13 protein-coding genes are annotated in these 12,987 nt (G+C 35.3%); all 13 read right to left on the reverse strand.

The window, feature by feature from the left end:
- Nucleotide 1 precedes the first annotated feature (1 nt).
- The 13 genes from J2X31_RS00330 to J2X31_RS00390 are packed head-to-tail and all read right to left on the reverse strand — an operon-like array spanning nt 2 to nt 12,987.
- Nucleotides 2-1,525: a phytoene desaturase family protein gene (locus J2X31_RS00330; protein ID WP_310023510.1), complete on the reverse strand. Its 1,524-nt coding sequence runs from the start codon at nt 1,523-1,525 to the stop codon at nt 2-4.
- Nucleotides 1,522-5,196: an MMPL family transporter gene (locus J2X31_RS00335; protein ID WP_310023511.1), complete on the reverse strand. Its 3,675-nt coding sequence runs from the start codon at nt 5,194-5,196 to the stop codon at nt 1,522-1,524. The genes J2X31_RS00330 and J2X31_RS00335 overlap by 4 nt, the downstream gene beginning before the upstream one ends.
- On the reverse strand, nt 5,197-6,375 hold the full coding sequence (locus J2X31_RS00340) for a DUF2062 domain-containing protein (protein WP_310023512.1): 1,179 nt from the start codon (nt 6,373-6,375) through the stop codon (nt 5,197-5,199). It abuts the gene before it with no gap.
- Between the two features lie 6 nt (nt 6,376-6,381).
- A complete protein-coding gene (locus J2X31_RS00345; protein WP_310023513.1) occupies nt 6,382-6,867 on the reverse strand; it encodes a hypothetical protein in 486 nt (161 codons plus the stop codon).
- 1 nt (nt 6,868) lies between these two features.
- Nucleotides 6,869-7,240, reverse strand: a complete 372-nt coding sequence (locus tag J2X31_RS00350; protein ID WP_310023514.1) for an ApeI family dehydratase — start codon at nt 7,238-7,240, stop codon at nt 6,869-6,871.
- 15 nt (nt 7,241-7,255) lie between these two features.
- A complete protein-coding gene (locus J2X31_RS00355; protein WP_310023515.1) occupies nt 7,256-7,864 on the reverse strand; it encodes a porin family protein in 609 nt (202 codons plus the stop codon).
- Between the two features lie 8 nt (nt 7,865-7,872).
- A complete protein-coding gene (gene lolB2, locus J2X31_RS00360; protein ID WP_310023516.1) occupies nt 7,873-8,493 on the reverse strand; it encodes a flexirubin biosynthesis protein LolB2 in 621 nt (206 codons plus the stop codon).
- Nucleotides 8,471-9,094, reverse strand: a complete 624-nt coding sequence (gene lolA2, locus J2X31_RS00365) for a flexirubin biosynthesis/transport protein LolA2 (protein ID WP_310023517.1) — start codon at nt 9,092-9,094, stop codon at nt 8,471-8,473. Before lolA2 ends, lolB2 begins: the two co-directional genes overlap by 23 nt.
- A complete protein-coding gene (locus J2X31_RS00370; protein ID WP_310023518.1) occupies nt 9,084-9,860 on the reverse strand; it encodes a polysaccharide deacetylase family protein in 777 nt (258 codons plus the stop codon). The genes lolA2 and J2X31_RS00370 overlap by 11 nt, the downstream gene beginning before the upstream one ends.
- Complete coding sequence (locus J2X31_RS00375) at nt 9,854-10,915, reverse strand: beta-ketoacyl synthase N-terminal-like domain-containing protein (RefSeq protein WP_310023520.1); 1,062 nt, start codon at nt 10,913-10,915, stop codon at nt 9,854-9,856. The genes J2X31_RS00370 and J2X31_RS00375 overlap by 7 nt, the downstream gene beginning before the upstream one ends.
- Nucleotides 10,915-12,111 (reverse strand): beta-ketoacyl-[acyl-carrier-protein] synthase family protein, encoded by a 1,197-nt coding sequence (locus J2X31_RS00380; RefSeq protein ID WP_310023521.1) that lies wholly within the window; start codon nt 12,109-12,111, stop codon nt 10,915-10,917. The genes J2X31_RS00375 and J2X31_RS00380 overlap by 1 nt, the downstream gene beginning before the upstream one ends.
- 4 nt (nt 12,112-12,115) lie before the next feature.
- Nucleotides 12,116-12,373, reverse strand: coding sequence for a phosphopantetheine-binding protein (locus J2X31_RS00385; RefSeq protein WP_310023522.1), 258 nt, complete (start codon nt 12,371-12,373; stop codon nt 12,116-12,118).
- Nucleotides 12,374-12,375: 2 nt separating this feature from the next.
- Entirely contained in the window at nt 12,376-12,987 is a 612-nt protein-coding gene (locus tag J2X31_RS00390; RefSeq protein ID WP_310023524.1) for a 3-oxoacyl-ACP synthase, read from the reverse strand.

Below are 12,987 nucleotides of genomic sequence, written 5' to 3' on the forward strand. Positions count from 1 at the left end.
CTTATTCAGCTAATTGACGGTTGATTTTATTGATAAGATAGTCCTTTCCTAGAATTTCCGAACACGTTACTACAGCTCCAATAGTTACACCTAAAACACCGTGCATGTTGATGCTTTGTCCCGTGAGAAATAGATTTTCAACCTTTGTTTTTGGCGAAATAAAGGTCTTCATCGGATTGTTGGAATCTTTTATATATCCATACAGATTTCCCTCGTGTCCTCCAATATAATCACGGTAGGACAATGGTGTCGATGAATGAATAGATCGGATACAATCCCGAATTCCTGGAAATTTTTTCTCAATTTCCTTCAAGAACAGCTCCGCCTTTTCTGCCTTGTATATTTCATACGAATCTCCTCTTTCATTTTTGTCGGCAACAGTATTGTGTGTGGTTTCCCATTCTTTAAATTCTTCGAACTTCAAATACGTGATGGCGGTCAAACTTTCGGCCCAAACCTGATTTTCTTCGGAAATATTCATGGATGCCATGTAGGCTTCCGGCCACGATTTTTCGGTATATTCATTGGCATTCCAAACCCTCGTACTGTCCCTGAAATGATAATAATTATGGTTCAGATATTTGAAGGTTTTAGGTTTAAAAACCACATAGAGACTGAATGCCGATGGTAACACTTCCAAACTCTGAATTCTGCTGAAATAGGACTTTCGGAATTTATCCTCACCTATCATTTTTAATGTGCTCTTCGGTTCAATATTCGAAATAAAAATATCTCCGAAATATTCTTCTCCATTCTTTATTTTCACTGAAATCAGCTTATCATCATCATTGAATCCGAAACCTGTAACTTCACGATGCTTGTAAACTTCTCCCCCATATTTTCGGAGTTCCTTTATTAGCAATTTTGTAATCTGGCTTCCTCCTTTTAAACAACGCCAAGAGCTTTGAATATAGGAGTTAACAGATAACGCATGAACATAAAAAGGTGTCTTATCGGCAATTCCAGCATATAAAAAATTAGAACCTGCCAAAACAGCTTTCAATTTTTCATTATCGGTCAATTCGTCAAGGTATTGCTTTGCATTTATTGAGAGGACATCACTATGATAGCCATCCCCTTGCTTGAGATTATAAAGCGGAAACGAATCGCAGGTGTAAATCAATTGCTTGCAATATTTTCGGATTGTTTCTTCTTCTTCCGGAAAATAAACAGCCAATTGCTTGATGAAATTTTCATATCCCTGGGCATGTGGATACTGTGTTTTGTCATCATCAAAAGTAATGATATCAAAGGCATCCTCGTCCAGCTTTTTTAATTTCAAGTCGTCCATGATGCCGATGTAGGTGAAATATTTATGAAGATTTTGTCCTTCAGCCAATCCGCCAATATAGTGGATTCCGGTATCAAAAATAGTCTTGTCCCGTACGAACGTTTGCAGGTTTCCTCCGTATTGATTGTTTTTTTCCAAAACACAAACACTCTTTCCTTCTTTTGCAAGAAGGATAGCCGAAACCAAACCGCCCAAACCACTGCCAATAATTACTATATCGTATCTCTTTTTCACATTTTTTTCTTTAAAACCAATAAGCCTTCCTCTACTCTATGCTCCTCAAAACCAAGACCTATAAAATGGCTTTTCAATTCAAATTGACTTATCAAAATGACTTGCTGTATGCTATCCCCTAATTCTAAACTTTTTATTATTGCTGGATTATCATTTGAAATCAAAAGGGTTTCATATTGATTATTTTCTATACGATCATCCAAATAAACAATTTTACGCTTTTTCAGCAAATAATTCGCTGTTGCAATGTTTCTTTTTTCTTCATTTTCAATGTATGAAAAAACCTTTCGTTTGGGCTGTTGCAAAGCCAACAAAATATTCAACTGACCGAAATCATTGGCTATATGCAAAATTATTGCATCTTCCTTGATATAATCATTCAGCTTGAAATATAATGATTTTCTTTGTTGGAAATCCGTTTTCACCTCATTAATCACTTCGTACTCTTTGTATAAAAAACTTAAAAAGAGCTTGTTCCTGAAATAATTTTCATCTTCAAACGTTTTTCGCAACTGGCTGAATTGTTGTCTGAAATAATGGTTAATCTTTTTGCTCCGTTCAGAATATTTTGTTCCGAAAGACAAATCATCGGCTTCGATTCTTTTACCAATAATAACGGTAATATTTTCATCATAAATGATATGATCGCCTTTGGGCAAAGTATCCGAATTTCCGTGGATGTAAACCGGCACGACATCCAAATTAAAATGTTCGGCCAGATAAAAAGCTCCTTTATGAAAACGCTGAATGGTTCCATCATCCGATCGTGAACCTTCTGGAAAAACCATCAATGAAAAGCCTTGCTCCACTTTTTCCCGCAAATGTTCGACACTTCCTTCTACACCTTGGGAAACGGGATAGAAACCTGCAAGTTTTACGGCTCTTCCGAAAAAAGGCGAATTATAAACCCAGTCGTTCACCAAGAAAATAATTTTCGGACTCAGCATTCCAACTGCAAGCGTATCCAAAAACGAAGTATGATTGGAAATAATTACGGATGGTTTTTCGAAAGTTTCTCCATTATCGTTGACCACTTTTTTGGCTACAAATGGATTAGAATATAGAACCGACTTCATGAATTTAGACATCGTTCGTCTGAACCACATCATTTTCACTTCTTTTTTTAAGGGAATAATTTTCATGACCAATTCACCTATCAAAGAAAGCAGAAATCCTCCCAAACCATAATAAATAAACGAAAGTGTGGAATGAACCAGCAATCGAAGCGTAATGGGTGATTTTCCTTTCTTTACCCTATTGAAAATGCAAATCCTAAAGAGGATTGGATAGAAAATAAACGTGATCAGTAAAGCGGCGAAAACCCCTATCAATGAAACAGATGAAATAGATTTTAGAGCGGGATGTTCGGCAAAAATTAAGGCTCCGATTGCCAAAATTGTAGTCAAGGCAGCCAAAATTATGGATGCTCGGTACGTTGGCATTTCATCTTTTCCTGTGGTATATTCTTTTTGCAAGGCACTCGTCATGAAAATACTGAAATCTACACCGTGACCAAAAATCAAGGTGCAAACGATCGTGCTGAAAATATTCAGTTGGATGTCAAAAATGCCCATTATTCCGGCAGTTACAAGTCCGGTAATGATGATTGGAATTGTACTTATGATGACCAATTCAATTCTTCGGAAGAAAACGAATAAAACAAGAATCACAGCCAATAATGAATAATTCACCAAGTCATTAAAATCGTCACGAAGTTTTCCTAAAAACGTTTCGTTCATCTGTTGACGATCAATGGAAATCACTTTTTCCTCTGCACTTATTTTGCTGACAAATGCATCGCGTTGATCGTTGGAAACTTTCACAATCGATGAAACGGTGTAGAAACCATCCTTTGCCGAAACAAATTCATCCAAGAAAAAGGCCTTTACTTTGGCATATTCTTCAAAACTAATTGGAGTAAATTTTGATTGAAGCAAATCATAAAAACGTTGGTGCGATTGTGGTTTAAAACCAGCGGTATTGCCACTTGCAACGAGATTATTTTGTACAAATATTTTCTTTTCTGTTGTCCAAAATATGTTCCATTTCTCAATTTTACGTTGCTGCATTTCTTTTGGCTGGACAATACCTCCTAAAGAACTGAAATTCAATATTTCCTTCTCTCTTTTCTTTGCTGAAAGATTTTCAAAGAGCTTATTGTTTTGTTGTAATGCTTCTTCCATGGAATCGCCATAAGAAGCCAAGTAAATAGACTTCGAAGTCAGATTTGTAATTCCTTCAAGCTTTGCTTCGGCATCTTTTATTTCGGCAGGAATAAAATTAAGTTCCGAAAGGTTGTTGTTGAATTTTACATTTCCAAAAGTAAAAAAGCTCACTACAATCAGTACTACGCTTGAAACGATAAGGAATTTATTCCGTTCAAAAGAAAAACCGGCAACCTTGTCTAAAATTGTTTTCTTATTCACATCACTCGCTTTAGGCTTATACAAATGAGGAACAATCAACAGTGAAAACAGTGCACTAACCACAACGCTAATTGCTGCAAAAATCCCTAAATCTTTCAAGGCTTCAGAATTTACGAACAGCAAACAGAGGAAAGCCAAAGCGGTTGTCGTGCTGCTCATTATCAACGGCATTGTAATGTCTTTGTAAAAAGTTTTCAGCTCGGTATTGTTCTTGTAATGTGTGAGAATATGCAGGGAATAATCGATGGTAACTCCCAAAAGTACGGCACCAACACTCAAAGAAATGGCGGAAATAGTTGTTTTTATAAAATACAAACAGGCAATGGCAACAGCCACTCCAAAAATGGTCGGGATAAATATAATGACTGGTATGAGTAACTTTCGATAAAACAGAATTAAAATCAGCATCAGCAATCCCAACGATACGATTATGGTCGTGAGGATGTCGTGCTTGATTTGTTTTGCATTGGCAACTGCAATCAGGGAAGCTCCAAAATAATCGACAGTTGCTTTTCCTTTGAATTGAGCATTCAAATTGCTTTTTACAGCGTTTAATTTCTCAACAAAAAGGGTGTTTTTCTCGGTTTCTGTTCCGCTTAATTTGGTATTGATGAAAAGCAATAATTTGGATTCATCTTTAGTGACCAAAAATCCGTTTTTAAGTTGAAATTCATCTCCAACACTCAACTGCTGGAGTTTTCTCAATGCAATAAAAGAAATACCCAACGGATCATTCAAAATGAAATCCTTGGCAACAATTCCGGTAGGCGAAATCAACGTCCTGTAATTTTGTTGTACTTGAACGGAGATACTGTCCCTATTGAGTTTTTTATCGATTTGGGCATAATCTGCATCGTCTAGAAATAAGGGAAGATTATTGTAAACAAAATCAAACGTTTCTTGAATGTTTTCGTCTTCAACTTTGCCTTGAATGTCTTTTATATAATCCTTACAAGAAGCAATGCTGTCTAGAAAAACAGTCGTCGTTTCTGCCAAATCATCTACGGTTCCATTCTTATCTTTTTCAATGATGACGGTTATCTTATCAGAAAAATTAAGTTGTTTGAGTACTTTTGCCGTAAGGTCCGACTGATCGTTTTTCGGGATAATCCTGGTGATGTCTTCTTCAAATTTAATCTTCGAGGCAAAAAAACCAAAAACCAGCAAAAATGCAAACGCAACTCCTGTCGCCAGAAGCTTGTTTCGCTGGACAAAATGATGGATTTGAAGGAAATAATGGTGCATTTATCTTCGTGATGATTTCGACAGCGAAAGTACTAAATAACTTCCAACCCCGAAAAGAATTGCCATAACAGTTGCTAACACAAAACTCCCAACAAGGTATTGAAAGAGATGAATTTTGACCTCTTGAAAATTTATCGAAGTATCCCAATTGAATACAATTGGATTTGAAACAAAAAGACTGCCTATTTCCAACGAACCCCAGACAATAAAGGGAATCATCGGTGGAATACTAATGTTGGAAAAGGCAAAAGCCAGTGCTTTATTTAATCGAAGTACCACTGCCAAAGAAATAACAGCCAAAGTCTGGAATCCCCAAACGGGTGCAATTCCCACAAAAACACCCAATGCAATCGAAAGTGCTTTTTTTAAATTAGAATCGGAACTGGCTAAAACATCTTCACGGATAAAATCCCTAAAACTTTTTTTTTTGAGACTCCTGAAAAAGTCTCTCGGCTTTATGTATAAAAGGGTGATAATAACCAAAATGGTGTTGAGAATACTGATTCTCGTGAAATCCTTAAACGGACGAAAATGGCTGACGCGTTCGTTTGGATCGTATAAAATATTGATTGGAATGTTCTTCACTTCTACTCCATTCCAAACAGTTCGAACAATCACTTCTATCTCGAATTCAAATTTATTGGTGTAGAGTCGTTTCGGGATAAATCTCAATGGATACAACCTGTAACCGGATTGTGTGTCTTCTAAAGTGATTCCCGTTTCAAACCAAAACCAGAAATTAGAAAACTTGTTTCCAAAACTGCTTTTTTTAGGAATGCCTTCCTGATCCATGTTTCGGTTTCCAATCAATAAAACCTCTTTTTCAGCCTTTTCAAGATGGTCTATAAAAACAGGAATATCATCAGGATAATGCTGTCCGTCTGAATCAATCGTGATTGCATATTGATATTTTAAATCCTTCGCTTTCTTAAAACCTTCACGAAGTGCATTTCCTTTTCCTTTGTTTTTTGGAAGATTGAGTATTGCAATTTGAGGATAAAAACTTAAAATTTCTTTTGTAGAATCAGTCGAACCGTCGTTTACAACAATACAATTTTGGGTATGGTTTAAAACGCCATCAATAACACGACGTAACGTTTTATGGTTATTATAAGTGGGAATAATAACACACAGCTGCAACTTTTCAATTCGCTCACTGATGGATTGATTTGGATTCATACCGTGCTATTTAAGTAGCTGTTGTTTTTCTTTTTCGGTAAAAACTTTAGACTGCTTTACGTAATCTCTTATGTAGGCTTTTAAATCCTGAGGAAGCTTGTCAAAAGTATCGACAATGACTTTCTTGTCCTCCTCAATATTTGCCTTATACTTTAAAATTTTAGGTGCATTTTCCTGAATACTCAAGCGAACCAATCTGATTTCGGTATTCTCTGGACTATTTTTTACGGCATTTTCAACCAATGTGGCACCTTCTATAAACAATTGTTTTTTTTGTTTTACGCCAGATGCAAATTTTGATTGTAATGTAATGGAAGCTCCTTTATAGGCCAAAATCACGCTGTTGCTTTTGGAATAATTGGAAAGTAATTTGTGGAATTGTTCCGCACTTTCCTTTGTTTTTGAAGCATCATAATATTGTTCTCTAACATCAGGTAATTCCTGGGCTGTTAGAAAAAGAAGACAAAACAATATGGAAAACAATGTTTTCAAATTATGCTTTTTTATACGTATTGGTCAATTTCAACGCTACAGTTTCATCAAAAAAAGTAGTGTTTTTTACTTTTATTTCAGTATCAAAATCTCCAGAAATTTCCAACTCCAATTTTAGAACAGGATGAACGTCCGGATTAATGAGTGCCATAAATTTCACATTGGAAGAACTTATCATAAACAAAGAACTTCCAACAATTTCCTGCGAAAGTTCTTTGATTATTTGCATCATGCAAACACCGGGTGTTACTGGATTTCCTGGAAAATGTCCTTTAAAGATGTCGTGCTGATTGTTTAGATGCACAACCGCATTGTATTTTCCTTCAGAAACATTTTCTAGTTTTTCAACCTTGTAAAAATCCTTTAGCAACATGGTGTTTATTTAAATTTATTTAGTATCAAAAGTATAAGCAAGTCCAAGTTGAAAAACCATGTTTTCGCTATCCCAACCATCATTAACAGGGATAATTCCTTTTTTAACTCTGGCTTCAAATTCTAAATTATTGGTGATGCTATAACCTGCTCCAATAAAAATTGCCATGTCTATACCATTGCTGTAATCGTCGTCATAATAATTGTAATTATCATAACTATTAAGTTCCTTTTTTGTGTCATTTATTTTTATATCGAACGTAGGACCAACATGAATATTTAATTTATCGAATGTGAATTTATTGGCAAGCATTAATGACAAATAGGAAATATTGATTTTATCATCATGCTTGATGTTGTTAGAATCAATATACTCAATTCCAGAACCTTGTCTTGAATACTGGATTTCTGGTTGCATTGTATAAACCCTAGACAACTTTAAAGCACCAAAAATACCTGCATAAAAATCTGTTTTTCCGTAGAATCGTTCATTCGGATTGTCGCTTTGCGTAAAACGTGCAAAATTGACACCTGCCTTAACTCCTGGTTTGAAAGTAACTTGTGCATTACCTTCTGAAACTCCAAAGGCATAAAAAAATGCCAGAACAATTAATTTTTTCATCATTAATTTGATTAATTAGTAATTTGATTCAATGTGATTTTAAGCTTGATGTTTTTATGTTGGATGGTGATGCTTTGGGCAAAAATAGTACTTTTTGATTCAAAACCTAATATAATCTTTTCCTTACTTTTAGATGCATTAATGATCTTCGTCAATTTTTTATCAACTTTACTTTCAAAAAAATAATTAAATCCTTTTTTATCGGCCGATTTATAAATGATATTTTCATCATTTTCAAAAATTTCTTGGACAGTATGGTTTTCTTTCAAAAGCAAACGAAAGTCATCTCGCAAAGTATTGATGATAATCTTCCTGTTTAAATCTTCCTGAATATAATTCACTTTAAAATCATTTTCCGAAAGCTCAAAATCCAGCAAAGTATTACCAAAATCGGTAGTAAAAACAACCCTATGTGTAATGTCGCTAATTCTTTTGGCGATGAAAATACCACTCAATTGGTTCCCATAGACTTCAATTGTTGCCTTATAAACATAATCTGTTTTGGAATCAGAAAAGTAAAGATTCTTATATTCTTTAACGAAAAGTTCTTTTGCAACTGCGTTTTCAACCTGATAGGATTTGCACGATACCAGAAAGAATGAAAGCAAACTAATTTGTAAAAATCGAATCATCTATTTTTGCATTAAGTTGTTTGTTCTTGAATACGATTCGTGTAAAATCACCTGAAGGTTCCGTTAATTTCACTTCCGAAACCGTGGTATCACTCATCGGGAAATGCAAATCGATTTGATTGATGTATTTTTTGATGGATGCCGTCTTTGGGGTTAATTTCACAATATTAAAATCCTTGTTCTTGAAATAAGTAATCGTAAATTCCTTGTCGTCAAACATGTTTCCACTCACGCTTCCAACAATCATCTTGTTGATTTTTTCAAACATCTTGCTATTGGCATCGACTGTGCTTTTATTACCTTGATCGTTAATATAAACTTTATTATTTTTAAAAACGATGCTGTACTGATACGGCTTTGTGTATTGCCAATTCAACATATTGGGTTGCTTGAAATACATTTTTCCAGAGGTTTCAATGTCTTTCGACAAAAAATCAAGGTGTTTATATTGAATAAAATCGGTTTTTAGTGATTTGATGTTTTTAGCTTCTTTCTCAACAATGGCCTTAAAAGAAGTAATCTCCGAAGCTGACATTTTCTCTTGCGAAAAAATATTCAGATTCATTAAACAAAACAATAGCAAAAAAATTCTAGTTTTCATAAGCTGGTAGGTTTAGCAATTCATCAACGGGGACGATTGTATAATTTTCAGATTTCAGAAATAGCAATATCTGTTCCAAAACGTTGGCCGATTTTAAAGAAGTGTCGTGCAACAAAATGATTCCTCCCGGCTTGACTTTACTTTTTACCCTTTCGAGAATTTTTGCTTCTTCTTTGATAACAGTGTCAAGCGAACGATTGTTCCATCCAATTACATAATGTTTTGTATCCAAAATTGCTTTGGCTATCCTTGGATTTGTAACTCCAAATGGTGGTCGGAAAAACAATACTTTGCTACCTGAAAGCTGTTCTATTATTGTATTGGTGTGTAGAATTTCCTCGGTTACTTTTTCCGTAGAAAAGATTCCGAATGAATTGGAATGCGAATAACTATGGTTGCCGATGGTATGGCCTTCTTCAATAATCCGCTTAAAAATATCGGGATATTTTTCAATTTGGGTTCCTATGCAAAAAAAAGTTGCTTTTGCATTGTGTTTTCGAAGTATTTCCAAGACTTTTTCCGTCATCGGATGAGGACCATCATCAAACGTTAGGGCAATTCTTCGCTTTTTTTCGTCCTGATTATTGCAATAGGTTTTTATAAAATACCCTAAACGAATGTCTGAAGAACCCCAAACGGTCATTACCAGCCAGAATAAAAAAAGCAATAAGAAATACCACCATTTCACTTCCGATAAAAAACTTAAAACAAGCATCATAACCAAGATGGAAACACAAAAAAAGGTTATGGTTTTATGTTTTAGCATCTCTTCATCAGGATTAAACTATGGTCTTTACCTCGGTATTGATTGTACAGTAAAATAGTTTCGTATTCCTCTCTAAAGATATGATTCTTACTGACAATTTCAGATAATTTTTGAGTTTTCATTATATTTGAAGCAACCCAGAAACCAAATGCCGAAGCGGTATTGTATTCGCCACTCAAATGCTTATAAAAAATTTGAGGCGTTTCATTAAAAATCGTATTCGAAACATCATAATATCCATCAAACTCTGCATCGCCATTATTGCCTAAAACAACAGCATCGATATCCGAAACTTTTAAATTATTGGCACTCAAAAAAGATGCTATATGGCTTTCAACTTCCTCTTTTTCCAATGTATTTATCATCGAAACAGCTTCTACATAAGCATAACTGCTTTCTTTCTTTTCATTTTCTAAAACAAAAAAACTGGCACCTTCACTAAAAACAACGCCTTTTGAAGTTGAGTTTAAAACCGAATAAGGTTGGTCTGTTTCTTTTTTTATCAAACCAGCAAGTTTGAATAATTCAATAGTGTGTGACCCCGTTTCATCAATTCCACCAATCAAGATAGAGTTGGCTTCTTCGTTTTCAATTTGCATTTTTGCATCAAGCAGAGAAGTTTCAAAAGAGACAGCTCCATTTACATACGTAAAATTATAGGCTTTGCATTGCAATCCCAAAGCAATCTGTCCTCCAACGGTATTGTGGGTTGATTGGATGAAAGAAGTTGGCGTTAAAAATTCCTCATTGTTGTCAATAATTGCCTTCAGGAATTTTTCTGAATCTTCCACACAGCCCATTCCTGTTCCTGTAATGATGGCATCCGGCATCGTAACATTCGCTTCTTTTAACGCTTTCGCGGATGCTGCAATTCCCATTTTAACGCCTTTTGCCATTCGGCGGATTGCCACTGGAGCGATAAATTCTTTGTATGAAGGCTGATTGGCAAACAAGACATTTTCGGTTTCATTGATTGTCACTTCCGACAAAAAATCGGCATCAAAAGTATTTTGGGTCGAAATACAGCCTACTCCATTGATATAACAATTCTTCATTAGCTTTTTGAAAATAAGACAGTTGAACAATTTCCTCCAAATCCAAATGAATTGGACAAGACATGGCTGATTGGTTTTTCCTTTAAGGTAGTTTGCGGCACCAAATCAAATTCCTCCATCGGGGTTTCAAAATTCAGATTCGGAAAAACAATATTGTGTTGCAGTGCCAAAACGCTGTACACCGCTTCAATCGCAGCGGCAGCTGCCAAAGTATGACCTGTAAAAGCTTTTGTCGAACTAAAATCGGGCACGTTTTCTTGAAACACCCTCAAAATAGCACGACCTTCAGACAAATCATTATTGGGAGTCGCCGTTCCATGGGCATTGATATAATCGATATCCGATGGTTTCAAATTGGCAACTTTCAAGGCTTTTTGCATGGCCAGAAAAGCTCCTTCTCCATTTTCAGAAGAAGCAGTCTGGTGAAAAGCATCATTCGCGTTTCCGAAACCGGAAACATACGCCAAAACTTTTCTGTTTTCCTTTTGCACAATTTCTTCAGATTCTAAAACTAGAAAAGCGGCGGCTTCTCCCAAATTCAGACCTTTACGGTTGTTGTCAAAAGGTTGATTATAAGTATCCGATAAAATCATCAAGGTTTTAAAGCCATTGATGGTAAATTTGGCCAAGGCATCTGTTCCTCCCACAACAACACGATCCAGTTGTCCTGATTGAATCATTCGAGCTCCCATCATAATAGCATTTGCAGCAGATGAACAGGCGGTACTTACCGTAGTTACAAATCCTTTCAGACCAATATGTGTTGCGATTTTATGAGTCGTATCTCCAGCATCATGGCTAGTAATGTATTTTTGATAGGCTTCATTTTCAAAATATTTGTAATAATATTTCTCTGTCATGTCCATTCCGCCTACGCTTGTAGCTGAAATCAATCCCGATCTGTAATCATTTATATCTTGAATTCCGGCATTTTCAACTGCTTGTTGTGCCGCAATGGCTCCCAAAAGCGAAGTCCTGGAAAAATTATTATCTGATGAAATGCCAAGTTGTTCCGATAACTGCTGGTTTGTTAGTTTGATTTCTCCAACCTTGATGACTTCCTTATGGATCGTCTCAAAATTTTCAATGGAAGAAATTCCCTTTTTTCCCAATACCAAGGCATTATAATTTTCTTCGACAGTATTTCCTATCGAAGAAATTATTCCCATTCCTGTTATCGCAACTTTTTTTCTCATAAAATTATTTCGTTCTGTTTGCCGCGATGAAATTGGCCATTGTTTCAATTGACACAAAAATCGATTTTCCTTTTTTAGGATCGGTCAATTTGATACCGTATTCTTTGTCCAATAAAACGATTAATTCCAAAGCGTCAATAGAATCCAATCCTAATCCATCTCCAAATAGCGTGTCATCGTCGTTGATGTCTTCAACAGTAATATCTTCCAAGTTCAGAACTTCAATGATTTTTGCTTTTAATTCTTGTTTTAATGCTTCCATAATTAATTGTATAATGTAGTAATTGTTTGTTCGTTATGTATTAATTCGCCTTGCTTTTCTACAAGATAAACAAAGGCTTTAAAATTTTCATTGTAATATTCAACCCAGCCACAAAGTACTTTTTCGGTCTTGTTGGTATCCAAAAGCAAATTGGCATAATCACTCATAAAACCTGCATTGAAATCCTCAAAAACAAAAAAAGCATTTTCAGATTGCAGTTTGTGCTTGATGCTGATCTCGCCAATACAAATGTTTGGCAATGTATAGACAAATACCGACGGACTCGGAAAATAAGCTTCCTTATCGGCAATTGAATCCTGGTATTTTACATCGGTATCCAAACTTGAAGACCTGTTGGCGAATACCAATGCAATATCATTTTCATCTTCCTTATTTACAATTTCAGTCAGAATAATTTCCGATGCAAGAAAGGCCAATTTACTCAAACTGTCCATCTTGAAAAACTTTGGATATTCCATTCCAAAATGCTTATAAGCCATCTTTGCAAATTCAGAAAAGGAAGTATTTTCCCATTCGAACTGCTTTTCACCATTTACAGTAACCGAATTATTTTCGATTACACAATAGTTTGATATATAGGTATTTGACTTCAA

It is taken from the genome of Flavobacterium arsenatis, assembly GCF_031456785.1.
Lineage (GTDB): Bacteria > Bacteroidota > Bacteroidia > Flavobacteriales > Flavobacteriaceae > Flavobacterium > Flavobacterium arsenatis.